This window comes from Streptacidiphilus sp. PB12-B1b (assembly GCF_014084125.1).
GTDB lineage: Bacteria > Actinomycetota > Actinomycetes > Streptomycetales > Streptomycetaceae > Streptacidiphilus.
In genome coordinates this window covers 1,476,893-1,501,542 of sequence record NZ_CP048405.1, presented here as the reverse complement: position 1 = coordinate 1,501,542, position 24,650 = coordinate 1,476,893, and the positions used below count along the sequence as shown (strand labels likewise).

General features: G+C 74.2%; 26 protein-coding genes. 17 read left to right on the top strand and 9 right to left on the bottom strand.

Annotated elements, in window-relative coordinates; translation table 11 throughout:
• The first annotated feature begins 3 nt into the window (after positions 1-3).
• The 4 genes from GXW83_RS06810 to GXW83_RS06795 all read left to right on the top strand — a co-directional run bounded on the left by GXW83_RS06810 (position 4) and on the right by GXW83_RS06795 (position 4,438).
• The gene (locus GXW83_RS06810; RefSeq protein WP_182441976.1) at positions 4-1,320 is read left to right on the top strand and encodes a PP2C family serine/threonine-protein phosphatase; all 1,317 of its coding nucleotides are present in this window, start codon (positions 4-6) and stop codon (positions 1,318-1,320) included.
• Between the two features lie 3 nt (positions 1,321-1,323).
• The gene (locus tag GXW83_RS06805) at positions 1,324-2,664 is read left to right on the top strand and encodes a VWA domain-containing protein (protein WP_182441975.1); all 1,341 of its coding nucleotides are present in this window, start codon (positions 1,324-1,326) and stop codon (positions 2,662-2,664) included.
• 46 nt (positions 2,665-2,710) lie between these two features.
• A complete protein-coding gene (locus GXW83_RS06800; protein WP_182441974.1) occupies positions 2,711-3,931 on the top strand; it encodes an FHA domain-containing protein in 1,221 nt (406 codons plus the stop codon).
• 102 nt (positions 3,932-4,033) lie between these two features.
• Positions 4,034-4,438 carry a globin gene (locus GXW83_RS06795; protein WP_182441973.1) on the top strand — a complete coding sequence of 135 codons (405 nt, stop codon included), beginning with the start codon at positions 4,034-4,036 and terminating at the stop codon, positions 4,436-4,438.
• A gap of 10 nt (positions 4,439-4,448) precedes the next feature.
• Here GXW83_RS06795 and GXW83_RS06790 read toward each other — a convergent pair whose 3' ends face one another.
• Complete coding sequence (locus tag GXW83_RS06790; RefSeq protein ID WP_182441972.1) at positions 4,449-5,609, bottom strand: dihydrofolate reductase family protein; 1,161 nt, start codon at positions 5,607-5,609, stop codon at positions 4,449-4,451.
• Positions 5,610-5,657: 48 nt separating this feature from the next.
• On the bottom strand, positions 5,658-6,356 hold the full coding sequence (locus GXW83_RS06785; RefSeq protein WP_225446810.1) for a 4'-phosphopantetheinyl transferase superfamily protein: 699 nt from the start codon (positions 6,354-6,356) through the stop codon (positions 5,658-5,660).
• A 144-nt stretch (positions 6,357-6,500) separates the two neighbouring features.
• Between GXW83_RS06785 and GXW83_RS06780 the strand changes: the two genes are divergently transcribed.
• Entirely contained in the window at positions 6,501-6,947 is a 447-nt protein-coding gene (locus GXW83_RS06780) for a YchJ family protein (RefSeq protein ID WP_225446809.1), read from the top strand.
• A gap of 31 nt (positions 6,948-6,978) precedes the next feature.
• Here the strand turns inward: GXW83_RS06780 and GXW83_RS06775 are convergent, their stop codons facing one another.
• Positions 6,979-7,278, bottom strand: a complete 300-nt coding sequence (locus tag GXW83_RS06775) for an SCO5918 family protein (RefSeq protein WP_182447137.1) — start codon at positions 7,276-7,278, stop codon at positions 6,979-6,981.
• Positions 7,279-7,589: 311 nt separating this feature from the next.
• On the opposite strand from GXW83_RS06775, the gene GXW83_RS06770 reads away from it, so the two are divergent.
• Entirely contained in the window at positions 7,590-7,793 is a 204-nt protein-coding gene (locus GXW83_RS06770) for a cold-shock protein (RefSeq protein WP_034088259.1), read from the top strand.
• Between the two features lie 151 nt (positions 7,794-7,944).
• On the opposite strand, the gene GXW83_RS06765 is transcribed toward GXW83_RS06770, so the two are convergent.
• Positions 7,945-8,688, bottom strand: a complete 744-nt coding sequence (locus GXW83_RS06765) for a G1 family glutamic endopeptidase (protein WP_182441970.1) — start codon at positions 8,686-8,688, stop codon at positions 7,945-7,947.
• A 247-nt stretch (positions 8,689-8,935) separates the two neighbouring features.
• On the opposite strand from GXW83_RS06765, the gene GXW83_RS06760 reads away from it, so the two are divergent.
• On the top strand, positions 8,936-9,937 hold the full coding sequence (locus GXW83_RS06760; RefSeq protein WP_182441969.1) for a LuxR family transcriptional regulator: 1,002 nt from the start codon (positions 8,936-8,938) through the stop codon (positions 9,935-9,937).
• A 130-nt stretch (positions 9,938-10,067) separates the two neighbouring features.
• Here the strand turns inward: GXW83_RS06760 and GXW83_RS06755 are convergent, their stop codons facing one another.
• Positions 10,068-10,400 carry a cupin gene (locus tag GXW83_RS06755; protein WP_182441968.1) on the bottom strand — a complete coding sequence of 111 codons (333 nt, stop codon included), beginning with the start codon at positions 10,398-10,400 and terminating at the stop codon, positions 10,068-10,070.
• 311 nt (positions 10,401-10,711) lie between these two features.
• Between GXW83_RS06755 and GXW83_RS34805 the strand changes: the two genes are divergently transcribed.
• The 6 genes from GXW83_RS34805 (at position 10,712) to GXW83_RS06730 (ending at position 17,250) form a co-directional block, all read left to right on the top strand.
• Entirely contained in the window at positions 10,712-10,843 is a 132-nt protein-coding gene (locus tag GXW83_RS34805; RefSeq protein ID WP_255431287.1) for a putative leader peptide, read from the top strand.
• Positions 10,844-11,105: 262 nt separating this feature from the next.
• Entirely contained in the window at positions 11,106-12,368 is a 1,263-nt protein-coding gene (locus GXW83_RS06750) for an LLM class flavin-dependent oxidoreductase (protein WP_182441967.1), read from the top strand.
• A 21-nt stretch (positions 12,369-12,389) separates the two neighbouring features.
• The gene (locus GXW83_RS06745) at positions 12,390-13,766 is read left to right on the top strand and encodes an NtaA/DmoA family FMN-dependent monooxygenase (protein WP_182441966.1); all 1,377 of its coding nucleotides are present in this window, start codon (positions 12,390-12,392) and stop codon (positions 13,764-13,766) included.
• Positions 13,763-14,896, top strand: coding sequence for an LLM class flavin-dependent oxidoreductase (locus GXW83_RS06740; RefSeq protein WP_182441965.1), 1,134 nt, complete (start codon positions 13,763-13,765; stop codon positions 14,894-14,896). Before GXW83_RS06745 ends, GXW83_RS06740 begins: the two co-directional genes overlap by 4 nt.
• 213 nt (positions 14,897-15,109) lie before the next feature.
• Entirely contained in the window at positions 15,110-16,576 is a 1,467-nt protein-coding gene (locus tag GXW83_RS06735) for an MFS transporter (protein ID WP_182441964.1), read from the top strand.
• Positions 16,573-17,250, top strand: a complete 678-nt coding sequence (locus GXW83_RS06730) for a TetR/AcrR family transcriptional regulator (RefSeq protein ID WP_182441963.1) — start codon at positions 16,573-16,575, stop codon at positions 17,248-17,250. Before GXW83_RS06735 ends, GXW83_RS06730 begins: the two co-directional genes overlap by 4 nt.
• Before the next feature lie 7 nt (positions 17,251-17,257).
• Here the strand turns inward: GXW83_RS06730 and GXW83_RS06725 are convergent, their stop codons facing one another.
• Genes GXW83_RS06725 through GXW83_RS06715 form a run of 3 tightly spaced genes read right to left on the bottom strand, consistent with a single transcriptional unit; the run spans position 17,258 to position 20,334 of the window.
• Entirely contained in the window at positions 17,258-17,842 is a 585-nt protein-coding gene (locus GXW83_RS06725) for an alpha/beta hydrolase (protein ID WP_182441962.1), read from the bottom strand.
• Between the two features lie 57 nt (positions 17,843-17,899).
• Positions 17,900-19,267 carry a hypothetical protein gene (locus GXW83_RS06720; protein WP_182441961.1) on the bottom strand — a complete coding sequence of 456 codons (1,368 nt, stop codon included), beginning with the start codon at positions 19,265-19,267 and terminating at the stop codon, positions 17,900-17,902.
• Positions 19,264-20,334, bottom strand: a complete 1,071-nt coding sequence (locus GXW83_RS06715; protein ID WP_182441960.1) for a ribonuclease BN — start codon at positions 20,332-20,334, stop codon at positions 19,264-19,266. Before GXW83_RS06715 ends, GXW83_RS06720 begins: the two co-directional genes overlap by 4 nt.
• 224 nt (positions 20,335-20,558) lie before the next feature.
• Here GXW83_RS06715 and GXW83_RS06710 point away from each other — a divergent pair, with 224 nt between their 5' ends.
• Positions 20,559-21,236, top strand: coding sequence for a DedA family protein (locus GXW83_RS06710; protein WP_182441959.1), 678 nt, complete (start codon positions 20,559-20,561; stop codon positions 21,234-21,236).
• A 133-nt stretch (positions 21,237-21,369) separates the two neighbouring features.
• Positions 21,370-21,639 carry a hypothetical protein gene (locus GXW83_RS06705; RefSeq protein WP_225446808.1) on the top strand — a complete coding sequence of 90 codons (270 nt, stop codon included), beginning with the start codon at positions 21,370-21,372 and terminating at the stop codon, positions 21,637-21,639.
• 13 nt (positions 21,640-21,652) lie between these two features.
• Here the strand turns inward: GXW83_RS06705 and GXW83_RS06700 are convergent, their stop codons facing one another.
• Positions 21,653-22,120 (bottom strand): hypothetical protein, encoded by a 468-nt coding sequence (locus tag GXW83_RS06700; RefSeq protein ID WP_182441957.1) that lies wholly within the window; start codon positions 22,118-22,120, stop codon positions 21,653-21,655.
• Between the two features lie 298 nt (positions 22,121-22,418).
• On the opposite strand from GXW83_RS06700, the gene hemC reads away from it, so the two are divergent.
• Complete coding sequence (gene hemC / locus GXW83_RS06695) at positions 22,419-23,378, top strand: hydroxymethylbilane synthase (protein WP_182441956.1); 960 nt, start codon at positions 22,419-22,421, stop codon at positions 23,376-23,378.
• A 186-nt stretch (positions 23,379-23,564) separates the two neighbouring features.
• Positions 23,565-24,605, top strand: coding sequence for an Ig-like domain-containing protein (locus tag GXW83_RS06690; RefSeq protein ID WP_182441955.1), 1,041 nt, complete (start codon positions 23,565-23,567; stop codon positions 24,603-24,605).
• The last annotated feature ends 45 nt before the right edge of the window (positions 24,606-24,650 follow it).

Sequence of the window (24,650 nt, the reverse complement as noted above, 5' to 3'; positions counted from 1 at the left end):
CACATGGACCAGTTGACTCTTTCCTGTCCCCGGTGCGCACAGCCGGTCGCCGAGGGTGACCGCTTCTGCGAGGGCTGTGGCATCGAGCTGCCGGCGGCGGCCCCGGCCGTGCCGCCGATGCCGGCCGAGGCGCCGGTGACCGACCCGCGCGCGGGCCTGGCCGCCGCGCCCCCGGCCACGCCCTCCGCCGCAGCGCCGCCGCCCCCGCCGCCGGTGCCGCCGTCCGTGCCGCCGGGCAGTACCGGCGACTTCCTGTTGGCCGCGCCCGCCGGGGTGCTGGTCAGCGAGCCGGACGCGGACGCCGACGCCGAGCCGGACCACGAGCCCACCGAGGTGGTGCCGGTGGTCGATCCCGAGGCCGGGCCGGTCTGCATCGGCTGCGGCGCCCGGCGCTTCGACACCGACGGCTACTGCGAGGCGTGCGGGCGCTCGCAGCCCCGCCCGAGGGACCATCAGGAGCGCGCCCTGGCGGGGGTGTGCGGGGTCAGCGACCGGGGCCACCGGCACCACCGCAACGAGGACGCCTTCGCGGTCGCCGCCACCTCCCGCCCGGGCGGGGTGCCGGCCGTGGTCGCGGTGGTCTGCGACGGCGTGTCCTCGGCGACCCGGCCCGACGAGGCGTCACAGGCCGCCGCGGACATCGCCAGCGAGCACCTGCTGGAGGCGCTGGAGTCCGGCACCGAGCCCAAGGCGGCCATGCACGACGCCATCATGGCCGCCGCCGCCCGGGTGGAACGGCTGGCCGCCGAGGGCCCGTTGGAGCCCAGCCGGAACTCCCCCGCCTGCACCGTGGTCAGCGCCGTGGCCAGCGAGGGCGAGGTGACCATCGGCTGGGTCGGCGACAGCCGCGCGTACTGGATCCCGGACGAGCGCTCCGGCTCCGAACGGCTGACCCTGGACGACTCCTGGGCGGCCCGGATGGTCGAGGCCGGGCTGATGGAGGAGGCCGAGGCGTACGCCGATCCGCGCGCCCACGCCATCACCGGCTGGCTGGGCGCGGACGCGGTGGAGGTGGAGCCGCACACCACCGTCTTCACCCCGGACGCCCCCGGCGTGGTCCTGGTCTGCACCGACGGGCTGTGGAACTACGAGGAGTCGGCGGCGGCCCTGGCCGCGGTCGTCCCGGCGGACGCCCGCACCCGGCCGCTGGAGGCCGCCCAGGAGCTGGTCAGGTTCGCCTGTGCCCGGGGCGGGCACGACAACGTCACCGTCGCCGTCCTGCCCTGCCTGCCCCTCGACGTACCGGAGGAGCCCACGCCCACCCTGAAGCTCACCCCGCTGAACCCGCAGGCGCCGCACGCACAGGACCAGGAGAGCTGAACCATGGCCAGACTGACCAAGTCCAACCTCCCCCAGTTCGCCGTCGACATCTTCCAGAACGAGTACCTGGCGGAGGGCGCGCGCGAGGTCAACGCGATCGTCACGGTCACCGCGACCGGCGGCGGCACCAGCGGGCGCAGCCTCGCGGGCTCCGGCGGCTACAGCGACGGGCCGGACGCGGCCGTGGTGATCATGGTGGACTGCTCGGGCTCGATGGACTACCCGTCCGCGAAGATCCACGCCGCCCGCGAGGCCACCGCCGCCGCCATCGACGCCGTCCGCGACGGGGTGGCCTTCGCGGTGGTCGCCGGGACGCACGAGGCCAGGGAGGTCTACCCGGGCGGCGGGCAGCTGGCCGTCTCGCACCCGGGCAGCCGCGAGGAGGCCAAGCAGTCGCTGCGGCGGCTCACCCCCGGCGGCGGCACCGCCATCGGCACCTGGCTGAGCAAGGCCGAGCAGCTGTTCCTGTCCCGCCGGGACATCTCCATCCGGCACGGCATCCTGCTGACCGACGGCCGCAACGAGCACGAGAACCCCGCCGACCTGCAACGCACCCTGGACCGGGTGCAGGGGCACTTCACCGCCGACTGCCGCGGCGTGGGCACCGACTGGGAGGTCGAGGAGCTGCGCCGGGTGTCCTCGGCGCTGCTGGGCACGGTCGACATCGTCGCGGACCCCTCCGGCCTGGCCGCCGACTTCCGCTCGATGATGTCCGACGCCATGGGCAAGGAGGTCGCGGACGTCGCCCTGCGGGTGTGGACGCCCGCCAACGCGTCCGTGCGCTTCGTCAAGCAGGTCGCGCCCAGCGTGGAGGACCTCAGCGGCCGCCGCAAGGAGTCCGGGCCCCGGGCCGGGGACTACCCGACCGGCTCCTGGGGCGACGAGAGCCGGGACTACCACGTGTGCATCGACGTCCCGGCGGCAGCCGTGGGCAGCGAGATGCTGGCCGGGCGGATCAGCCTGGTGGTGCCGCAGCCGGACGGCGGCACCGAGGTGCTGTCGCAGGGCCTGGTGAAGGCGGTGTGGACGGACAACCTGGCCGCCTCCACCAAGATCAGCCCGCAGGTCGCCCACTACACCGGCCAGGCCGACCTCGCCGTCGCCATCCAGGAGGGCCTGGACGCCCACCGGCGCGGGGACGTGGACCATGCGACGGCCAAGCTCGGCCGGGCCGTCCAGCTGGCGCACGAATCGGGCAATGAGGACACCTTCCGGCTGCTGGCGAAGGTGGTGGACGTGGTGGACGCGAAGGAAGGTACCGTTCGATTCCGTAAGAACGTGAGCGAGGCGGACTCGATGACGCTCGAGACCCGCTCGACCAAGACCGTTCGCGTCAAGAAGTAACCGCCCGACCACGCACCGAACACCCACGAGCCAGAGGGGGGCTCCCATGCCGATCTGTCCGCAGGGCCACGACTCGCCGACCGCCGACTACTGCGACTACTGCGGCTGGCCCATGGCCGCCCCCGGCCGCCAGGGGCAGCAGTCCGCCGCGCCGCAGCAGCCCCAGCAGCAGGCTCCGCAGTACCAGCAGCACCCGCCGAGCACCACCGGGCTGGTGATGTGCCCGATCTGCAGCACCCCGCAGACCGACCGCTACTGCGAGGAGTGCGGCTACGACTACGAGCTGACGCCGTCCTCGCGGCGGGTCCAGCAGTCGCCGCCGCCCCCGCAGGCGCCGGCCGGGCCCGGCTACCCCGGCTTCCCGCCGCCGCAGCAGGCGCAGCAGCAGCCCGCGCCGCCGCAGCCGACCCAGCAGTCCGCCCCGCAGGCCCCCAGGCCGACGCCGGACTACGGGCTCTCCCAGCCGTACCAGCAGCCCGCGCAGCCGCAGCAGCCGTACGAGCCGAAGCCGTACGAGCAGCAGCCGTACGAGCAGCAGCGGCCCGGGTACGAGCAGCCCGGCTTCGAGCGGCAGTCGTACCAGCAGCCCGGCCGGCGGCCGGAGCCCGGGCAGGGGCAGCCGCCCGCGCCGCCGCAGGGCGCCCGGGGCTACGAGCAGCAGGCCCCGCCGCAGCAGCCCCGGCAGCAGCAGCCCCAGCAGCCGCAGCAGTCGCCGCCGTACGGGGTGCCGGCCGGGACGTACGGCGGGGTCAGCTACTCCACCGGCGACACCAGCGGCGGCTTCGGCACCGACTTCATGCTGCAACCGCCCGCCGGTGAGCAGCAGCAGCAGCAGCACCAGCCGCCGCAGGGCGGCCGGGGCACCTGGGTCGCGGTGGTCGCCGCCGACCGGGAGTACTTCGACGACATGATGGCGCGCAGCGGCCCGGACGCCGCCGGGCTGTACTTCCCGCCGTACTCGCCGGAGCGGCGGGTGCCGATGACCGGGCGCGGGCAGCTGCGCATCGGCCGGCGCAGCCACCAGCGCGGCACCGTCCCGGAGATCGACCTGTCGATCGCCCCGGAGGACCCGGGCGCCTCGCACCAGCACGCGCTGCTGCAGGAGCAGCCGGACGGCGGCTGGGTGGTGATCGACCAGGACTCCACCAACGGCACCAGCCTCAACGGCGCCCCGGACCCGATCGCCGCGCACCAGCCGGTCCCGGTCAAGGACGGCGACCGGATCCACGTCGGCGCCTGGACCACCATCACCGTCCACCGCGCCTGACCGGCCGGGGACCGCGCGCCGCCCGCCGTCCGCCGCCCGCCGTCCCCGGTCGGCTCCCGGGGAGGGTGGAGGCGGCGCGCGAGCGTCTGAGACGATGGTCACGTGGACCAGACCGAGCACGGAGCGCCCCAACCGCCGACCTTCTTCGACCAGGTCGGCGGTGAGCCGACGTTCCGGCGCCTGGTGCACGCCTTCTACCAGGGCGTCGCCGGGGACGAGCTGCTCCGGCCGATGTACCCGGAGCAGGACCTGGGCCCGGCCGAGGAGCGGCTGACGCTGTTCCTGATGCAGTACTGGGGCGGTCCGCGCACCTACAGCGACGAGCGCGGCCACCCGCGGCTGCGGATGCGGCACGCGCCGTTCGCGGTGGACCGGGCCGCGCACGACGCCTGGCTGCGGCACATGCGCACGGCCGTGGACGGCCTGGGCCTGAGCCCGGAGCTGGAGCGGCAGCTGTGGGACTACCTGGCGTACGCGGCCACCTCGATGATCAACACCCCGGGCTAGGGCCCGGCCGTCAGCAGGGCTGGACGCCGCCGGGCCGCACCAGGTGCGCGTTGACCGCGCGGGCCTCGGCGGCCAGTTCCGGGCACTCCAGCACGGTCACCCCGGCCTGCTCCAGCAGCTCCACGCCCTGGCAGTCGGCGACGAACAGCGAGGGCTCGCGCCAGGCCAGCACCACCCGCGGGATGCCCGCCGCGAGCACCAGCCGCGCGCAGGGCACCGGGGCGGACGCGCGGGTCGAGCAGGGCTCCAGGGTGGTGTAGAGGGTGGCGGCGCGCAGCCGGGGGTCGGCCGGGTCGAGCTTGGCCAGCGCGGCCTGCTCGGCGTGGACGGCCGGGCCGGTCTCGCGGGAGTAGCCGCGCGCCAGCTCGGTGCCGTCGGCGGCGACGACGACCGCGCCGACCGAGTAGGCGGTGGCCGAGGGCGGGCACTGCCGGGAGAGCTCCACGGCCAGCCGCAGCCGGCGGCGGTCGTCCTCGTCCAGGCGCTGCGGGTCGGCCGGGCGGGGCACCACGTAGCGCAGCACGGCGACATCGCCGGCGGTCGCGGTCCCGGCCAGCTGCATCCGGTGCAGCGCGTCCTGCGGGAAGCGCCCGGGGCCGACGAAGCGCGGCGCGGCGGGGTCGCCGACGAAGAACGGCGCCACCGCGAGCTGGATCTCGTCGGCCAGCCCGGAGGTCAGCACCAGGGTGTGGACGGCGCTGCCGCCCTCCACCATCAGCCGCCGCACGCCGCGCGCGCCGAGGTCGTCCAGGACCGCGCCGAAGTCCAGCCCGGCGCCGGTGCCGACGATCTCGGCGAGGCCCGCCAGCGGCTTCAGCCGGGGCAGGGCCGCGTCCGGGGCGTACACCAGCCGGTCGTCGCCCTGGTGCCACAGCCGCAGCCCGGGGTCGAGCTCGCCGCTGCCGGTCAGCACCACCCGCAGCGGGTTGGCGGGCAGCCCCAGGGCCAGCCGCTCGGCCCGCAGCCCCGGCGCGTACACCAGCAGCCGGGGATCGTCGACGCGCAGGGTGCCCGCGCCGACCAGGATGGCGTCGCAGCCGGCCCGCAGCCGGTCGACCCGCTCGAAGTCCTCCGCGCCGGACAGCACCAGCCGCTCGGGCCCGGCGTCGTCGATGTACCCGTCGACCGACATGGCGACGCTGAGCAGGACATAGGGACGGCGTTGGCTCATGGGGCAACCGTGCCACACAGCCGCAGCCCGGCGCGGCCGGTGCGGGTGTCAGCGCGGGACGATGGCCAGGGTGTCGGCGCGGAGGGCGACGGCGGCGGCGTAGCCGGGGCGGGCCGGGGCGTCGGCCAAAGTCCAGCCGTCCGGGCCCGGCTGCCGGTCGCCGACGTAGTCCAGCTCCATGGCCCGGCCGAGGCCCGTACCCAGGCCCTTCAGGTACGCCTCCTTGCGGGTCCACAGCCGGGTGAACGCCTCCCGGCCGTGCCCCGCGGCGGCCAGCTCCGCCTGCTCGGCCGGGTGCAGCACACCGGCGAGCCCGGCGACGGAGTCGGCCGCCGGCCACTCCTCGACGTCGGCGCCGACCGGCTCGGCGGCGACGGCGACCAGCACCAGCGCCCCGGCGTGCGACAGCGAGAAGTGCGGCGCCCGGGCCTGCCCGGCCAGCGCCGGGCGGCCGTGCGGCTCGCCGCAGCAGGGGCAGTCCTCGCGGGTGAAGCCGAGCTGCTCGGGCGGCGTGCCCGTGTACCGGCTGAGGATGCGGCGCAGCAGCACGTGCGAGGCGACGTAGCGGTGGCGGTCGGCGTCGCGGACGAAGCGGGCGGCGCGGACCCTCTCATCGGCGTCCAGCAGCGCGGGCTCCTCGGGCACCCCGGCCGTCTCCCGCAGCCACAGGTGCACCTCGCCCGGCCCCGGCTGCCACTGCTCCCGGCCCCCGGACACGCCCTGCTCCAACGCCGTTTCCTGGTCCACGGGTCGACCCTAGCGGTTGCCGGGCCGCCGTCCGGGCAAAGCTGCCGTCACGGGCACACATCCGGGGCGCGAGCAGACGTTCGACGGGCATGCGGTGGCCCGAGCGGTGCGCCGGGCCGGGCCGTACCGGGCAGAATGCTCGGCATGGCGAAGGTACGGGCGAGGACCAGGACGGGCGCGTCACCACGGCCGGGGCGGCCGCCGGGCGGCGACGGGGCGGTGACCTGCCCGTGCGGGCTGGGGCGGCCGTACGCCGAGTGCTGCGGGGTGTTCCACGCGGGCCGGGCGGCGGCGCCCACCGCCGAGGCGCTGATGCGCTCGCGCTTCAGCGCGTTCGCCCTGGGCGACGAGCCGTACCTGCTGCGCAGCTGGCACCCGCGGACCAGGCCGTCCCGGCTGGGGCTCGACCCCGCCCAGCACTGGCTTCGGCTGGAGGTCCTGGCGACGGAGGGCGGCAGCGCCTTCCACAGCGAGGGGGCGGTGGAGTTCCGGGCGTACTACAGCGAGCACGGTCAGGAGGACGTCCTGCACGAGCACAGCCGCTTCGTCCGGGTGGACGGCGCCTGGGTGTACCTGGACGGCCGGGCGTAGCAGCGGCCTTCGCTGCGGCGGCCGGCGTCGGCTACAGCTGGTAGGCGTCGCCGGTGGTGCCGGGCTCGGGGGTGAGCTCGGCGGGGGGCGCGGGGGCGGGCGCGGGGCTGCAGGTGAAGCCCAGGCGCTCCATCGCACGGATGACGTCGGCGGCGCTGAAATCCCGCCGGTCCTGCTTGGTGATCATCGCCCCGACCTGCTTGATCGGGTACGAACGGCGGCCGATTTTGACGGACTCCCCGGTGACGGGCTCAGCTTTCACGTCACGCATGAGCGCCACGACCTCGCTCGCCTGCAGATAGAAGGAGCAGCCGGCGATGGTGAAGCGCATCATGCCTCGCAGTTTGAAGAGATGTCAGTGCACCCAGCCTCGCACAGCGCGGGGCGGACGGAAAGGTCGGTTCCCCCGTAGGCGGTATCGCGGTCAGGAGGTTCGGCCACACGTGTGCTAGCTTTGGCGGTGTTGCAGTTTTGGTTCCCATGAACGTTGTGTGCGCCTTGCGGGTTGTAACCCAAGGCGCACTTTTGTTTTATTCCGGTCTTCTGTGGTCATTGTCGCAGTCCGGAGCGGGGCGATCATCGCGGCGACTCGGCGTCCGCACAGTGCGGATCCCGAACTCTGCCCCCTGAAGGAGATTTGACATGGCTACTGGCACCGTGAAGTGGTTCAACGCGGAAAAGGGCTTCGGCTTCATCGAGCAGGACGGCGGCGGCGCCGACGTCTTCGCCCACTACTCGAACATCAACGCCCAGGGCTTCCGCGAGCTGCTCGAGGGCCAGAAGGTCGAGTTCGACGTCACGCAGGGCCCGAAGGGCCCGCAGGCCGAGAACATCCGCCCGCTCTGAATCCACGCGCAGCCGACGCCGGGCCGCAGCGGGGCATCCCCCGCGCGCCGCGTTGACCTGAGCTCGTACGAGGGGCCCCGCCGTTGCGACGGCGGGGCCCCTCGTCGTGCGTGCTGCCGACCGTTGTGCCGTTCGTCAGTGCGTCAGTGCGTCAGGGGACGAGCGAGAACGAGCCGCCGTTGAGCGCGGTCGGCGAGTAGCCGCCGCTGGACAGCGGGATCGGGTTGTAGGCGCTGAAGGTGTTGCCGTTGACGGTGATGCCGCTGAAGCTGGTCGCGGTGAACTTGGGGTAGCTGGAGGTCGGCGACTCGATGATGGCCTCGGCACTGACGTTCTGGGCGCTCAGCCGCTGGGTGGTGTTGTAGGTCCAGCCCTGGGTGTTGTCGCTGAGGCTGATCTTGTAGCTGCCGTTGCCGGTGGTGGTGACCGAGCCGGTGAAGCTGTCACCGGCGGCGACCGGGTTGCTCAGGTACACCGGGTTGGCCGGGTACATCTCGTACCAGGCGCTGTAGACCGCGCGGCCGGAGGAGCAGGAGACCTGCGCGCCGGTCTGCTCGACGGTCTGCGAGCCGTAGCCGTCGATGCCGACCCAGGGGGCGAACAGGTTGTTCCGGCTGGTGCAGGTGACCGGGGGCTCGGTCCAGGAGCCGACGATGCTGCGGAACCCGCTGCCGGTGGCGACGTAGCCGCCCCAGGGGCTGCTGCTCGCCCACTGGCTGCCGTGCACCGAGGCCAGCCCGACGGGGGCGTAGCCGAACGGCTGCGCGCTCGCCGCCGCGGCACTGGCCGGGAGCACCGCGGTGGCCAGCGCGGCGGCCGCCGCCAGCGTCAACGCCTTTGCGCGGAAAGGGGATCGGCCGGCGGTCGCGGTGCCGCGGGCTATCGGAGAGGACATGTCTGACTCCTTGGTCGGACGTGTGGGGGTACGTGGGGGTGTGGGGGTTGCGGGACGGCGGAGCGGGCCTGGACGGCTCCGCGCCGGTCCCACTGGAATGCTGATCACCCGCCACCCGTCGCGGTAGCGGCAGCGCACTGCGGGAACCAGACATGACAGGTTTCCGTCAACGGCCGTCCATGCCCTCTTGCCGGGCTCCCGCCGGAGGGCGCAGAGTTCCCACAGAGGCAGGGGAGGCGGAGGCGCGGTGCTCACAGAGAACGTCTGGGACCGGGACCAGGACGCGGTGAGCTGCGCCGAGGAAGCCGTCTACCTGGAGCTGTGCCGGCTGGGCAGCGCGACCCTGGCCGAGCTGGCGTCCGCGCTGCGGATGCCGCCGACCGTCGTCCTGCAGGCCCTGGTCGGCCTGCACGCGCGCTCACTGGCGCGCAGACCCTACGGCGACTGGAGCGGCCAGGACGGCGACGGCGCCCCTCCCCCGGCCCGGTGGAGCGCCACCGCCCCGGATGTGGCGCTGCAGCAGTTCCTGCGCGACCGCGAGGAGGAGACCCGCCGCCTGCGCGCCGACATCACCCGGCTGCTGGACGGCTACCACCGCTCGCGCGGACTGCGCGACCCCTCCCTGGGCGACCTGGTCGAGGTGGTCACCGGGCGCGACGCCATCGAGCACCTGTGGCTGACCCTGCTGGACGGCGCACGCGAGCAGGTCGCCATCCTGGACAAGCCGCCGTTCATCCAACTCGACGGCGTGGGGCCGGAGTTGCCGGTCCTGGCCCGGGGCGTGCGGGTGCGCTCGGTGTACGAGCGGGCGACGCTGCTGCAACCGGACAAGCTGGAGCAGGTACGGGTGCTGGTGGCCGCCGGGGAGCAGGCCGGGACGGCGATCGGGCTGCCGTTCAAACTGGCGCTGGTGGACGCCCGTTGGGCGCTGCTGCCGCTGGCCCCCGGCACCGAGCTGACCGGCGCACTGGTGGTCCGGCCGTCACCGCTGCTGGACGCGCTGGCGCAGACCTTCGAGGCGCAGTGGGCCCGCGCCATGCCGGTCCCGGTGCCCGATCCGCAGGCCGACGACGGCCGAGTGGAGCTGCTGACGCTGCTGGCGGCGGGCATGACCGACGAGGGCATCGCCCGGCGGCTCGGCGTGTCCGCGCGCACCGTGCAGCGCCGGGTGAGCGCGCTGATGGGCGGCCTGGGCGCGAGCAACCGCTTCCAGGCCGGGATCCAGGCCAACCGGCGTGGCCTGCTCTGACGCGGGTGCCTGCACTGACGCCGGGGCCCGGACGGCCGTCAGCCGGGTGTCGGGGCGGGCGTCAGCCGGGGGCCCGGACGGGCGTCAGCCGGGTGTCGGGGCGGGCGTCAGCCGGGGGCCCGGACGGGCGTCAGCCGGGTGTCGGGACCGCGGTGACGGCGGTGAGCAGGACCACCGAGTCCTCCAGGGCGCGCAGCCCGTGCCGCTCCTGCGGGACGGGGTGGATCGCGCCCGTGGGGACGGTGCGGTCGCCGCCCGCCGCCGTCAGCACCACGCTGCCGCGCAGCGTCTGCAGGCTGGCCGCGATCGGCGCGTTGTGCTCGTCCAGGGCTGCCCCGGCGGTCAGCGCGATCACGGTCTGGCGCAGCGGGCCCTGGTGGAGCAGCAGGTGCGCGCTGCGCCCGTGGGCGTCGGCGCGGGCCTTGGCGAGGTGCTCCTCGCAGAGCTGTCCGAGGTCGTCCACGGTGCCTCCGGTCCTGTCCTGTCGGCGTGCGCTCTCCGGTCTCCGCCCCCGGGTACCACTCTCCGCGCTGCGCTGCCCGGCGCAAGCCGCGCCCGGGCCGGGCGGCTGCGCGCGGCGGCCCGCCACCGGCGATCACAGCGACCGCCGACGGGCCGCGACCACCGCGCTGAGCTGCGGTTTTCCCGAGGGAGGAGCCGTCGGGAGGCGGTCGGCGGGTCCGGTGGGGATTGCGACGGACTCCCGTGCCCGGATAGCCTCCAAGCAGGTCATGCGCGCCCGGTCCGGGCCGATCGAGGCGGGAGGTGACGGCAGTGCGGACGACAGTCCCCCTGCGGCGGTCGCACGCCGCCGCCGTGGTCCGGCCGTGCCGCGGCCTGGTCGGCTCCTTCTCGCGCCGCCACATCGACCTGCAGCGCGTCGCCGCCGCCCTGTGTACGGGCTGACCGAGCCCCTCCCGCGCCTCCGCCTCCAGCGGCGCCCCCGCGCACGCGTCCACGCCCGTCCGGCGTAGCCGCAGCGGGCCGCCACCGGCCCGGGGCCGCCGTCCGGCCCGTCCTGCGGTCCGGTCCCGGCGCGTCCCCCGGCCCGTCCTCCGGCCCTCCTGAGCACAGCGCCCGCCACGGCACCACACCGCACCCAGCGCCACCCACTCCGGGGTTGCGGGCGACACCTGCCTGCCCGCAGCCGAGTAGAGAGCGAACTGCCATGCCCTCCGCACACATACCGTCCTCCGACCCTTCGTCACCCGAGCCGCTGCACCTGGCCGTCGCCCTCGACGGCACCGGCTGGCACCCCGCCGCCTGGCGCGAACCGCAAGCGCAGCCAAGGGAGTTGCTCACCGCCCGGTACTGGGGCGAGCTGGTCGCCGAGGCCGAGCGCGGGCTGCTGGACTTCGTCACGCTCGAGGACTCGCTGGGCCTGCAGTCCTCCACCCACACCGGCCCGGACGGCCGGACCGACCAGGTGCGCGGGCGGCTGGACGCCGTCCTGACCGCCGCCCGGATCGCGCCGCTGACCAGCAACATCGGCCTGGTCCCGACGGCGGTGGTGACCCACACCGAGCCGTTCCACCTCTCCAAGGCCATCGCCACGCTCGACTACGTCAGCAACGGCCGTGCCGGGGTGCGGGTGCAGGTCTCCGCCCGGCCGGACGAGGCGCGCCACTTCGGCCGCCGCACCTTCCCCGAACTCCCGGCGGACGTCGCCGACTTCGCCGCCCCGCAGGTGCAGCACCAGCTCACCGAGCTGTTCGGCGAGGCCGCCGACTACGTCGAGGTGCTGCGCCGGCTCTGGGACAGCTGGGAGGACGACGCGGAGATCCGCGACACCGCCACCGGGCGCTTCGTGGACCGCGCCAAGCTGCACTACATCGACTTCCAGGGCGGGCACTTCAGCGTCAAGGGCCCCTCGATCACGCCCCGGCCGCCGCAGGGCCAGCCGATCGTCACCGCGCTCGGCCACCTGACCGTGCCCTACCGGCTGATCGCCGGCTCGGCCGACGTCGGCTACGTGACCCCGCTGGACGCGGCCCACGCCCGGGACATCGTCACCGAGATCCGCACCGAGCAGGACGCTGCCGGGCGCACCGGCGAGACCGTGCACCTCTTCGGCGACCTGGTGGTCTTCCTGGACGCGGAGGAGGACGCCGCAGCCGCCCGCAAGGCCCGGCTGGACGCACTGGCCGGGGCCGAACTCCGCAGCGACGCCCGGATCTTCACCGGTACCCCGGCCCAACTGGCCGATCTGCTGCTGGAGTTGCAGCAGGCCGGGCTGAGCGGCTTCCGGCTGCGGCCGGGCGCGCTGCCGCACGACCTGGAGCAGATCACCCGGGCGCTGGTGCCCGAACTGCAGCGCCGGGGCGTCTTCCGCGAGCGCTACGAGGCCGACACCCTGCGCGGCCTGCTGGGCCTGGAGCGCCCCGCCAACCGCTACGCCGCCCCTGCCGCGTCCGCCGTCGCGTCCGCCTGAGCCCGGAAGGACCGTCCGTCCATGAGCAAGCCCGTCAAGCAGATCCACCTCGCCGCGCACTTCCCGGGCGTCAACAACACCACCGTGTGGAGCGACCCGCGGGCCGGGAGCCACATCGAGTTCGCGTCCTTCGCGCACTTCGCGCGGACCGCCGAGCGCGCCAAGTTCGACTTCCTGTTCCTCGCCGAGGGGCTGCGGCTGCGCGAACAGGGCGGCCAGATCTACGACTTGGACGTCGTCGGCCGCCCGGACACCTTCACCGTGCTGGCCGCGCTGGCGGCCGTCACCGAACGCCTGGGCCTGACCGGCACCATCAACTCGACCTTCAACGAGCCCTACGAGGTGGCCCGGCAGTTCGCCAGCCTGGACCACCTCTCGGCCGGGCGGGCCGCCTGGAACGTGGTCACCTCCTGGGACGCCTTCACCGGGGAGAACTTCCGCCGGGGCGGCTTCCTGGAGCAGCAGGACCGCTACTCGCGCGCCGACCGGTTCCTGCGCACCGCCTGGGAGTTGTTCGACTCCTGGCAGGGCGGCGAGATCGTCGCCGACAAGGAGTCCGGGACCTTCCTGGCCGATCCGCTGGCCGGTTCGTTCGCCCACCGGGACCAGCACTTCGACATCGCCGGGCAGTTCAACGTCCCGCGCAGCCCGCAGGGGCGTCCGGTGATCTTCCAGGCCGGGGACTCGGACGAGGGGCGGGAGTTCGCCGCCGCCACCGCCGACGCCATCTTCAGCCGGCACAGCACCCTGGACGCCGGGCAGGCGTTCTACGCCGACGTCAAGGGCCGGCTGGCCCGGCACGGCCGCCGCCACGACCAGCTGCTGATCCTCCCGGCGGCGACCTTCGTCCTCGGCGACACCGCCGAGGACGCCGCCGAGCTGGCCCGCGAGGTCCGGTTGCAGCAGGTCAGCGGGCAGACCGCGATCCGGTACCTGGAGCAGTTGTGGAACCGGGACCTGTCCGACTACGACCCGGACGGTCCGCTGCCGGAGATCGACCCGCTGGTGGGCGAGCACACCATCGCCCGCGGCCGGGCCAGTGTGCGGATGTTCGGCGATCCGATCGCCACCGCGCGGCAGTGGCGCGAGCGCGCCCGGGCCGAGAAGCTCTCCATCCGCGAGCTCATCGTCGAGGTCACCGGCCGGCAGTCGTTCGTCGGCACCCCGGCCGTGGTCGCCGAGACCATCAACCGCTTCGTGCAGGAGGACGCCAGCGACGGCTTCATCCTGGTCCCGCACATCACCCCGACCGGCCTGGACGAGTTCGCCGACAGGGTCGTGCCGCTGCTCCAGGAGCGCGGCGTGTTCCGCTCCGAGTACCAGGGCACGACGCTCCGCGACCACCTGGGCCTGGACGCGCCCGCCGACACCGACGACGCCAAGGAGAACGGACGATGAGCAGCACCCCGCTCGCCGTGCTCGACCTGGTCCCGATCTCCTCGGGATCGAACGCCGCCCAGGCCCTGCGCAACAGCGTCGACCTGGCCCAGCGGGCCGAGCGGCTGGGATACACCCGCTACTGGTTCGCCGAGCACCACCTCAACCCCGGCGTCGCCGGGACCTCCCCGGCGGTGCTGCTGGCGCTGACCGCCGCCGCGACCTCGACCATCCGGATCGGCTCCGGCGCGGTCCAGCTGGGCCACCGCACCGCCCTGTCCACGGTGGAGGAGTTCGGGCTGATCGAGGCCCTGCACCCGGGCCGGATCGATCTGGGGCTGGGCCGCTCCGGCGGGCGGCCGCCCGCCTCGGTGCGCGAGCCGGCGCTGGTGGGCGCGACCGGCGTGGTGGACGGCCGGGCCCCGAACGGGCTGCTCATCCCGCCGCCGTTCTCCTTCGCCGGGCTGCTCGCCTCGCCGCGCTTCGCCCTGCACAAGCAGTTGCTGCTGCTGCCGGGCGCGCAGGCGCAGGACTACGCCGAGCAGGTCGGCGACATCCTGGCGCTGCTGCGCGGCGAGTTCCGGGCGGCCAACGGCGCGCAGGCGCACATCGTCCCCGGCGAGGGCGCGGATCTGCAGGTGTGGATCCTGGGCAGCAGCGGCGGGCAGAGCGCCGAGGTCGCGGGCGCCAACGGGCTGCGCTTCGCCGCCAACTACCACGTCAGCCCGGGCACGGTGCTGGAGGCCGCGGAGGGCTACCGGGCGGCGTTCCGCCCCTCGGCGGTGCTGGACCGGCCCTATGTGACGGTCTCGGCGGACGTCGTGGTCGGCGACAGCGAGGCGGCGGCGCGGGAGCTGGCCGCCGGCTACGGCCCGTGGGTGCGCAGCATCCGCACCGGCGAGGGCGCGATCCCGTTCCCCACCCCGGAGGAGGCCCGGGCGCTGCCGTGGTCGGACGAGGACCGGGCGCTGGTGGCAGACCGGGTGGACACCCAGTTCGTCGGCACCGCCCGGCAGGTGGCCGACCAGCTGGAGCTGCTGCGGGACGCCACCGGCGCGGACGAGCTGGTGGTCACCACCATCACCCATGACCACGCCGACCGGGTGCGCTCGTACGAGCTGCTTGCCGAGGAGTGGTCGCGGCGCAGCTGAGCACGGCCCGGGGCCGCCGGGGACGGTAGTTCAACTTCCTTCTCCCCGGCGGCCTTTGGCGTTTCCCGAGGCGGCTGCGAGTGGACGCTGCGAGGGTGCCGAAGGTCACAGCCGCCATGGCCGGAAACCATGCGGAGCTTATTCTCCGCTTATGTTAGCGTAGCCATGCGGAGTCGAATCTCCGGTTAACTTCTCCAGTGGGATCACTACCTCATGGCCCGAACAGGCACCCGTCCGCACTACAACGTCACCTTCGCCGTCCTGCTCCTCGGAGTGTCGGCCTACGCCCTGCTGCAGTCGATGGTCATCCCGGTGCTGCCGACCCTGATGCAGGCCCTGCACACCAGCCAGGACAACGTGACCTGGCTGATGACCGGGTACCTGCTGTCCGCCTCCGTCGCCACGCCGATCCTCGGGCGCATAGGCGACATGGTCGGCAAGGAGCGCATGCTCATCGTCACCCTGCTGGCGCTGACCGTGGGCTCGGCGCTGGCGGGCCTGGCCCACGCGATGCCGCTGATGATCGTCGCCCGGGTGATCCAGGGGCTCGGCGGCGGCGTGCTGCCGATCTCCTTCGGCATCATCCGGGACGAGTTCCCGGCCGAGCGGGTGCGCGGAGCCGTGGGCATCACCGCCGCCCTCACCGCCGTCGGCGGCGGCCTCGGCCTGCTGCTGGCCGGACCCATCGTGGACAACCTCAACTACCACTGGCTGTTCTGGATCCCGATGGCCATGACCGCCATCGCCACCGTCGCCACCTTCCTGTTCGTCCCCGAATCCCCCGTGCGCACCCCGGGCCGGATCAGCTGGGGCGCGGCACTGCTGCTCTCCGGCTGGCTGGTCGCCCTGCTGCTGGCCGTCAGCGAGGGCCCCACCTGGGGCTGGGGCTCGGCCCGGATCATCGGCCTCTTCGTCGCCACCGTCGTCTGCGCCGCGCTGTGGATCCTGGTGGAGCTGCGCTCGGACGCGCCGCTGATCGACATGCGGATGATGCGCATCCCCGCCGTGTGGACCTCCAACCTGGTGGCGCTGCTCTTCGGCGTGGTGATGTACACCGTCATGACCTTCCTGCCGCAGCTGGTGCAGACCCCGGAGAAACTGGCCGGCTACGGCTTCGGCGCCAGCATCACCCAGTCCGGCGTCTACATGCTGCCGATGACCATCGGCATGTTCGTCTTCGGCGTCCTCAGCGGCCCGCTCTCGGCCCGCTTCGGCTCCAAGACGGTCCTGGTCGCCGGAAGCCTCTTCACCATCGTCCCGTTCGTGATGCTCGGCCTCGCCGACAACCGCTCCTGGGAGATCTACACCGCCTCCAGCCTGATGGGCGTCGGCATGGGCCTGGCCTTCTCCTCGATGTCCTCGATCGTGGTCGAGGCCGTCTCGCCCTCGCAGACCGGCGTGGCCAGCGGCATGAACGCCAACATCCGCACCATCGGCGGCGCGATCGGCAGCGGCATCGCGGCCAGTATCCTGGCCTCAGGCGTCACCGCGGCGCACCCGTTCCCCAAGGAGTCGGGCTACACCACCACCTTCTGGCTGCTGGCCGGATCGGCGGTGCTGGCAGCCGCCGCGGCGATGATCATCCCCGCCGTCCGCAGGGGCGGCGGCGGCCTGACCGTGACGGAGCAGCGGGTGCCCGAGGACCTGGCGCCCGAGGGTGAGGAAGCGAACGCCGTATGACCGACAGCCCGGAGCAGACCGCGACCACCGGCACCCGTACGCTGCGCCGGGACGCGGCGGAGAACCGGGAGCGGCTGCTCCGGGCCGCCTGGGAGGTCTTCGCCGAGCACGGCACGGAGGCGGGCGTCGAGGAGATCGCCCGCCGGGCCGGGGTCGGCATGGGCACGCTGTACCGGCGCTTCCCCACCAAGGAGGCGCTGATCCAGGCGCTGAACGACGCGCTGATGGAGAAGATCCTCGGCTACGCCCGGCAGGTCCTGGCCGAGGAGCAGGGCGGCGGCCTGGAGGCGTACCTGTGGTTCACCGGCACGGTGATGTCCGCGCACCACGGCGGCCTCTCCCGGCTGTGGCAGGCCAAACTGCCCGGCGCCGACCCGCGCCGCGAGGAGCTGTGGACGACGGTCGGGCAGCTGCTGGAGCGGGCCAAGCAGGCGGGCGAGGTCCGCGAGGACCTCACCCTGACCGACGTCTACCTGTGCGTGGTGGCGCTGCGCAGCCTGATCGACGACACCGCCGCCCCCGCCCCGGAGGTCTGGCGGCGCTACCTGGCGGTGGTGCTGGCCGGGTTCCGCCCGGCCGCGCAGCCGCTGGACTTCCGCCCGGCGGACGACTCGCTGGTGCAGACCGGCATCCCGGGCTGCGGCGCCGACCGGGCCCGCGCAGCGCGTTCCTGACGATTCGTCACCAGGCTTCGGCCACCGTCCCGTTGAGGCACCAGTCGAGGACGGCCGGCCACGGCCCGTAGCCCTCGGCGGCGGAGAGGTGGCCGCCGCCGGGCACCACCGTCACCGCGCAGCCCAGCGGCCGGGCATAGACCTCGGCCGCGGGCTCGGGGCAGTACGGGTCGTTGTCGGTGCACACCAGGCGCGCCGACGCGGCGAGTTGCAGCGAGCCCAGCTCCAGGCCGGAGGGGTCGAACCCGGCGACGGCCTGCCACCCGAACACGCCCGGCCCCGGCGGGCACACCAGCAGCAGCCGGTCCACCGGCGGCGCGTCCGGCCGCCTGGCGGCCCGCTGCATCCACAGCACCGAGGACAGGCTGTGGCAGACCACCACCCGCTCGCCCCGCGCCAACCGCAGCTCCGCCTCGACCACTTCGAGCCAGGCGTCGAGTGACGGAGCGTCAGGATCGGGCAGCTGGGGGTAGAACACCTGCTCCCCGCGCGAGCGCAGCTCCCCGGCCAGCCAGCACTGCCAGTGCTCGGCCGGGCGCCGGTTCTCCACCCCGTGCAGGATCAGAAAAGTCCGACGCCACTCGTACGCCACTGCCTGCTCCCTTTCCGCCACGGACGCGACGAGTGACTCACGCGCGGTTCGGCGCCGTCAAGGATGAGTCCGCAGTGCGGGCGGCTCGGCGCCGTCCGCCGGGCCGCCGCCGGGGTCGTCCAGAAACTCGATCACGGCCAGCGCGAACAGCAGCCCCAGCGCCAGGCCGACCACCACCCAGGGGGTCGGGTAGGACCACAGCGCCAGCGCCAGCGCGGCGGCCAGCACCGCCAGCCAGGTCAGCCACGGCCGCGCCCGGTGCACCCAGGGCCCGACCGGGCCGGTGCGCAGCCCGGCGCGTCCGGCGGCGGTGCGGGTGGCGGCCAGACCGGAGCTCCAGACCGTCCGCGCCTGCCCGGCCCGCTCCCCCGGCCCGCTGAGCCACGCCCCGAGGGCCACCGCGATGCCCAGCACCACGACCGTGCGCACCTCCACCCGCAGGAACCGCACCAGCGTGTTGTAGACGTCGTTGGCGGCCGGCTGCGAGATGTCGGCGGGCAGATCGGCCAGGTAGACATTGCGGAACACCACCAGCGCCGCGCCCAGCACGAGCGTCGCCCCGGCCACGCCCAGGGCCGCCGCCACCAGCGCCCGGCGGCGGCGTCCGGCCAGCAGCACCCCGGCGGCGGCGAGCAGCACCGCGACCACCGGCAGCCAGTCGCCGGCGAGCTGCAGCAGCCGGAACCAGGTGCGGGCCTTGCCGATGTTCTCGGCGCTGAACACGGTGATGTCGGTGTGGATCTCCGGGATGTTCGCGGCGACGCTGATGCCGTTGTCCACCAGCCGCTGCTTCACCTGGTCGATCACCGGCGCCAGGTCGATCACCACCGCGTCGTCGGTGAGCTGCACCGCGCCGCCGCCCTGACCGGTGAGGGCCTTGACCACCTCGGTGTGGATGCGGCGGTTGGACTCGCGCCAGAAGCCCTGGAACCAGTCGCCGGCGATGACACTGCGGGTCTGCGACTGCACCAGGCTGGCGAGGGCGCTGTCCAGCGGGCCGCCGAGCTTGCCGAGGGCGGCGGCGATCAGCGGCTGGTCCGACGGCCCGAGCTGCTTCAGCACGTCGCCCAGGTCCAGGTGCTGCGTCACCGCCGTCGCCGCCTGGGCGGCCACCGCGTCCCGCACCGCCTCGGAGGCGGACAGCGGCGCGACCGTGGCGACATAACGGTCGGTGTTGCCCGCGATGTCCGCCAGCCACACCGAGGCCACGCTCAGCGGCGCGAGCACGCAGGCCACCACGATCAGCAGCGCCGAGCAGGCCGAACGCAGCCGGTGCCGGGGCGGGGGCTGCGGCGGACGCTCGGCGGCAGCGGCAGCGGCCACCTCGGCCCTGATCAGCCGCACCAGCTCGGCGCGGTCCTCGGCGCGGTCCTCGGGGCCTGGCGAGCCGGACGGCTCGGGGGTCGGGGCGGGGCTGCTGGTCATCCGGGCCTCCCGGGCGGATCGACGGGTCGCGGCGGGTCGTCGGGGCTGGTCGGGCTGTCGGGGCTGGTCGGGCTGTCGGGGCTGGTCGGGCCCGGACTGTCCGGGTCCGGGGCGTCGGGCGGGACGTCGGGGTGCGGTTCCGGCGGCTCCGGCGGCTGCGGCGGCTGCGGCGGCTGCGGGTGCAGGTAGCGGTCGAGCGGCGGGCCCTCGGCCAGCACCGCGCCGATGGTGAAGGCCAGGGTGAGGGCGGCGCAGACGGCGATCAGCCAGGACAGCAGCGTCAGCACCAGGCCCAGCGAGCCGTAGTCGCTCAGCGCCCGGTTCAGCGCGCGCGGGATGTACAGCCGGGCGGTGATCGCCATCGCCGACAGTGCGGCCCCGGCGAGCACCGCGCCCGGCAGCAGCGGCAGCCACGCCACCCGTCCGCCCAGCAGCAGGTGCTGGGTCCACCACCACACCAGGATGCCGGTGACGAAGCTCAGCGGCAGACCCAGCCATTCGCCCAGGCCGAAGCCGTCCCGCAGCGGCGCCTGGCACACCAGGATCGCCACCCAGCAGGCCACCCACACCAGCCAGCGCCAGGCGCCCACCCGGGTGCCGCACTTGGGCAGCTGCCAGGCGCGCTCGCACACCCGGGCCACGGCGCGGCTGCAACTGGTCGCCGAGAGCAGCGCCATCAGCACCCCGACCGCCCCCGAGGTCTGCCGCAGCTCCTCCTCCCCCTTGGTGTGCGTCGCTCCGGTACCCAGCACCATCTGCAACTGCTGGGAGGAGCCGCCGGAGAGGCCGAACAGCGAGCGCAGGGAGCTGAGCAGCTGGTCGCGCACGGCCGTCGGGGCGAAGGCCGCGACCGCGAACAGCAGCGGCACCGAGGTCAGGAACACCTGCGCGGCCAGCCGGCTGGCGGCGTCCAGCAGATTGACCGACAGCAGACGGGACGTCACCTCGGTCAGCACCGGGAACATCCGCTCGGCCTCGGCCCGGTGCCGGTCGAACGAGTCCCGCGCCCGGACCGCCCGGGCCCGGACGCGGGCCGCCGCCTGCGTCCGGACCGGCGGGGCGCGCATGGGGTCTCCTGTCGCTGCGGGCGGAGCGCCGGGGGGCGGACGTCGGCGGTCGGGGCGGGGTCGTGGCGGTCGGGGGCGCGGGCGGGGCGGTCCGGCTCCCAGTCAAGGCGATGCCGGTTCCGTCCGCGATCCGGGACCGGCCAACGGCGGCCGATAGGGGGCATTCGCGCGGATCCAGCGGGTCGGGGGCGGCGTCCGGGCCCCCGGCGGTGAAGGGTGGGGCCGTGCACGAGATCACCGACTGGCTCGCCGGCCTCTCCGGCCCCGTCGTCTACGCGGTGGTCGGCGCCCTGGTCTTCTGCGAGGACGCCCTGTTCTTCGGCTTCGTGCTGCCCGGCGAGACGGCGGTGCTGCTGGGCGGCGCGCTGGCCGCCCAGGGCCACGCCGTGCTGGCCTGGGTCGTCGTCACGGTGGTGGTCGCCGCCGTCGTCGGGGACTCCGTGGGCTACGAGGTGGGCCGCCGGTTCGGGCCGTCGATCCTCTCCTCGCGCCCGCTGCGCGGCCACCAGGACCGGATCGCGGGCGCCCGGGACCTGGTCCGCCGCCGGGGCGCGGCCGCCGTCTTCCTGGGGCGCTTCATCGCCTTCTTCCGCGCGCTGATGCCCGCCATCGCCGGTACCAGCGGCATGCGCTACCGGACGTTCCTGCTGTTCAACGCCCTGGGCGGGGTGGTGTGGGGGGTCGGCTACACCCTCCTCGGCTACGCCGCCGGGGCCGCGTACGGCAGGGTCGCCAAGCAGGCGGGCACGGCTGCGGCCATCGCCCTGGGGGTGGTGGTGGTCGCCGCGCTGGTGGTCTGGCGCCGGCGCGAGCACCACAGGCCCGGCGGCGGCGCGGACCCGGCGGACGCCTCCGGGGCCGGGGACGACCAGGACGCCGCCGAGCACACCGGCGGCGAGTAGCCGCCACCGGCCGCCGCCCGGACCGGCCACGGCCGACCGGTCCGGCCGACGTCACCTGCTCGGAGCAGCGCGTGCGCCCCCCGGGTCGGCGTAGTGGCCGTGACGCTGCCCGGTGCGGCGCCGTTGGCCGGGCGTGACCTCGCCCCGGTGGACCGCCGTGACCCTGCTGCCCGCGCAGGGGCGGCTCGCCGAGCCGCCCGCTCCCCCGCGCCGGACGGTGCCGGTGCCCGCGCCGCTGCCCGCACCCCTGGCGCCGCCGCCCGCCGCCGGAGCGGACGGGCCGGTGTACGCGCGGATGGTCGCGGACTGGCGGGCGGCCGGGCGTACCGTCCCCGGCGAGCCGGACCGCGAATGGGAGCAGCTGCTGCGACCGCGCACCGCTTGGCGCGGGCCGCGCCGGTGAGGCCCGGCCCGGCTCAGTGCCGGAGGGCCGCGGTGACCTCGGCGCTGGTGGCGCCGGTGAGGTCGTGCGTGGAGCGGGCGGTCGCGTGCCCGCTGCCGTGCGCGGGCACATTCGGGACGTTGACCACGACCACGTCGAGCAGGGAGCCGTCCTGGGCCTTGAAGGAGATCGAGACGGTGTAGGTGTGCTGGTCCGAGGTGGGGTTGTCGATCGTGAGCTCGGCTGTGGTGCGGCCGTCCGAGGCGGTGGCGGGCGTCCCGGCCTTCACGTCCGCGGTGGCGTCCACACCGGCCTTGACCGACGCCAGCGCCGACGAGGCGGCGGAGGCGGCTGCCGAGGCGGCCCGGGAGCCGAGCGCGGCGGCGGCCGAGGTCGCCTGGGAGGCCAGGTCGGAGGCGGCGCCGCTGCCGCACCCGGCGAGCGGACCGGCCACGAGCAGCGCGACCAGGGCCGCGCCCGCTATCTGACGCTTCGTCATCATCAGAGAATCTCCAGGAAGTTGACGGCCGGCAGCGGCCCGCACGGGGCTACCTCGGCCGAAGCCGGCCGTACCGCGACCAGTTTCCGCCGCCGGGCGCCGGTGCACCCGCCGTGCTGGGCCGTCCGGGTGACCCCCGGGCACCGGCCGGGACCAGCGCGAACGCCTGTTCCGACGGCCGCGCGAAAGCACCGGAAAGGACCGGCCGGGCATTTTTCCGACCGGTTGTCGGAATGGCCGGCATTCCCCGGCGAGTAGCCTTTCCCCGGGGAGCGCACACCCACGCGTCCCGAATTGCCCCATGGATCGGGAGGGGACCTCCGTGCCTGCGTTCGTCGTCGGATCACGCGCCAGCAATCTGGCGAAAGCCCAGGTCAGAGAGCATCTCGCGCCGATCAGGGCGCGCTTCCCCGAGGTGGTGTTCACACATCGGACCATCCTCGAGGGCGGCGACCGGGACCGCCGGTCACTGCTTTCGGATGTGAGTGCGATCAGCGGCGGAAGCGCATTCAGCACCGAACAGGAAGCCGCCCTGGTGCGCGGCGATGTGGATGTGGTCATCCATTCCCTGAAGGACCTTCCGACGGCCAATCCCGAGGGCCTGGTGCTGATGCCGCCGCCCGGCCGGGAGGACGTCCGGGACGCCCTCTGCGGCTCCACCCTGGCCGGTCTGCGCCGGGGCGCCCGGGTGGGTACCGGCGCGCCCCGGCGGATCGCCCAACTCCTCGCCGTACGACCGGATCTGCAGATCGTCCCGATCCGGGGCAATGTGCCGCCGCGGCTGCAGAAGATCAAGACCGAGGGCCTGGACGCCGTCGTCCTCGCCGCCGCGGGCCTGCACCGGCTGGGCCTGGACGACGCGATCGGGGAGCTGTTGCCGCTGGAGCTGTTCCCGCCGAGTCCGGGACAGGGCGCGCTCGGGGTGCAGGTCCGCGAGGACAACCAGGCCGTGCAGGCGGTGCTGTCCACGGCGGGCGACACCGGCACGGACCGGGAGGTCCGGGCGGAGCGGGCGCTGCTCGCCGAGCTGCACGGCGGGTGCAGCGTCCCCGTGGGCGCCTGGGCGCACACCCGGCCCGACGGCTCGCTCTCGCTTTTCGCCCAGGTCACCTCGCTGGACGGGACCAGGCGCGTCTCCGGCACCCTGACCGGACCGGCCGCCGCCCCGGAACGGCTCGGCGCAGCCCTGGCCCGGGACCTGCTCGACCAGGGCGCGGGCGCGATCCTCGCAGCCATCAGGCCGACCCCGGCGGCCGTCTGACCTGCCCGGCGAGGGTCCGCGCGGCCGTCCATACAGCCTGCTCACAGCGTTGACGCAGGAGCCGGTGACACGGCCGTGTCCCAATCTTGGCCTTCGCTTTACTAGTCCGCCGCAACCGCCTGCGTACAGTCCGAGGTCTCTAGGATTGTCGGCGTATCTGATGAGTGACGTGAGCGGAGCAGGCGCGTGGGGCGGATCAAGGGCAGCATCGGGATCGCACTCCTGGTGAGTGCGGTACTGGCAAGCGCGAGCGCGTGCGGCGGCAGTGCCTCTGCCACCGCCGGGAAGCCGGCCGCAGGGAGCAGCGCCGGTGCGAGCAGCAGCACCGGCGCGAGCACCGGCAGCGGCTCGACCGCGAGCGCCGGCACCAGCAGCACCCCCAGCGCATCGCCGACGCCCACGCACCCGTCCGGGCCGCCGATGCTGCTGAACACCATAGAACCGGAGACTGGCAGCACGGTGGGCGTGGCCATGCCCATATCCGTGGTCTTCAGCAACCCGGTCGCCTCCTCGGCCCGCGCCGCGGTCGAGAAGGCCATGAAGATCACCACCTCGGTGCCGGTCACCGGCGCCTGGCACTGGTTCACCAGCACCCGGGCCGACTGGCGTCCGGAGAAGTACTGGCCGAGCGGCACCAAGGTCACCGTGGACGCGGACCTGACCAACGTAAGCGACGGCAACGGCCGCTACGGCGTCCACAGCTACACCCACAGCTTCACCGTCGGCGCCGACGTCGAGACCAAGGTGTCCGCGCCCGACCACTCCATGAAGGTCTACCGCAACGGCACCCTGGTGAAGACCATGCCGATCGACGCGGGCAGCCCGCAGTTCCCGTCCTGGGACGGCACGATGGCGGTCATGGACAAGCAGCCCGAGGTGCGGATGACCTCGTGCAGCGTCGACATCACCTGCGACAAGAACAACCCGAACTTCTACGACATCACGCTGCCCTGGGACGTCCAGCTGACGACGTCCGGCACGTACGTCCACTACTCCACCGGCGACCCGTACCCGGGCCACAGCTACGGCTCGCACGGCTGCGTGCACCTGTCGCTGGACAACGCCAAGTGGTTCTACAACTACGTGGAGCAGGGCGACCCGATCACCATCACCGGCTCCCCGCGCGGCCTGGCCGCCGGCGACAACGGCTACGCCGACTTCAACCTGAGCTGGACGCAGTGGCTGTCCGGCAGCGCGAGCGGGCAGCAGACCACCACCACGTCCTGACGCCCCGACCGTGACACCCGCCGCGCGTTGACCCCCCGGTGCGCC

Excerpts from the sequence above, each read along its gene's own strand:
- GXW83_RS06810 (WP_182441976.1), top strand. The coding sequence starts at position 4 with ATGGACCAGTTGACTCTTTCCTGTCCCCGGTGCGCACAGCCGGTCGCC.
- GXW83_RS06805 (WP_182441975.1), top strand. The coding sequence starts at position 1,324 with ATGGCCAGACTGACCAAGTCCAACCTCCCCCAGTTCGCCGTCGACATC.
- GXW83_RS06800 (WP_182441974.1), top strand. The coding sequence starts at position 2,711 with ATGCCGATCTGTCCGCAGGGCCACGACTCGCCGACCGCCGACTACTGC.
- GXW83_RS06790 (WP_182441972.1), bottom strand. The coding sequence starts at position 5,609 with ATGAGCCAACGCCGTCCCTATGTCCTGCTCAGCGTCGCCATGTCGGTC.
- GXW83_RS06780 (WP_225446809.1), top strand. The coding sequence starts at position 6,501 with ATGGCGAAGGTACGGGCGAGGACCAGGACGGGCGCGTCACCACGGCCG.
- GXW83_RS06775 (WP_182447137.1), bottom strand. The coding sequence starts at position 7,278 with ATGCGCTTCACCATCGCCGGCTGCTCCTTCTATCTGCAGGCGAGCGAG.
- GXW83_RS06770 (WP_034088259.1), top strand. The coding sequence starts at position 7,590 with ATGGCTACTGGCACCGTGAAGTGGTTCAACGCGGAAAAGGGCTTCGGC.
- GXW83_RS06765 (WP_182441970.1), bottom strand. The coding sequence starts at position 8,688 with ATGTCCTCTCCGATAGCCCGCGGCACCGCGACCGCCGGCCGATCCCCT.
- GXW83_RS06750 (WP_182441967.1), top strand. The coding sequence starts at position 11,106 with ATGCCCTCCGCACACATACCGTCCTCCGACCCTTCGTCACCCGAGCCG.
- GXW83_RS06745 (WP_182441966.1), top strand. The coding sequence starts at position 12,390 with ATGAGCAAGCCCGTCAAGCAGATCCACCTCGCCGCGCACTTCCCGGGC.
- GXW83_RS06740 (WP_182441965.1), top strand. The coding sequence starts at position 13,763 with ATGAGCAGCACCCCGCTCGCCGTGCTCGACCTGGTCCCGATCTCCTCG.
- GXW83_RS06735 (WP_182441964.1), top strand. The coding sequence starts at position 15,110 with ATGGCCCGAACAGGCACCCGTCCGCACTACAACGTCACCTTCGCCGTC.
- GXW83_RS06730 (WP_182441963.1), top strand. The coding sequence starts at position 16,573 with ATGACCGACAGCCCGGAGCAGACCGCGACCACCGGCACCCGTACGCTG.
- GXW83_RS06720 (WP_182441961.1), bottom strand. The coding sequence starts at position 19,267 with ATGACCAGCAGCCCCGCCCCGACCCCCGAGCCGTCCGGCTCGCCAGGC.
- GXW83_RS06715 (WP_182441960.1), bottom strand. The coding sequence starts at position 20,334 with ATGCGCGCCCCGCCGGTCCGGACGCAGGCGGCGGCCCGCGTCCGGGCC.
- GXW83_RS06700 (WP_182441957.1), bottom strand. The coding sequence starts at position 22,120 with ATGATGACGAAGCGTCAGATAGCGGGCGCGGCCCTGGTCGCGCTGCTC.
- hemC (WP_182441956.1), top strand. The coding sequence starts at position 22,419 with ATGGATCGGGAGGGGACCTCCGTGCCTGCGTTCGTCGTCGGATCACGC.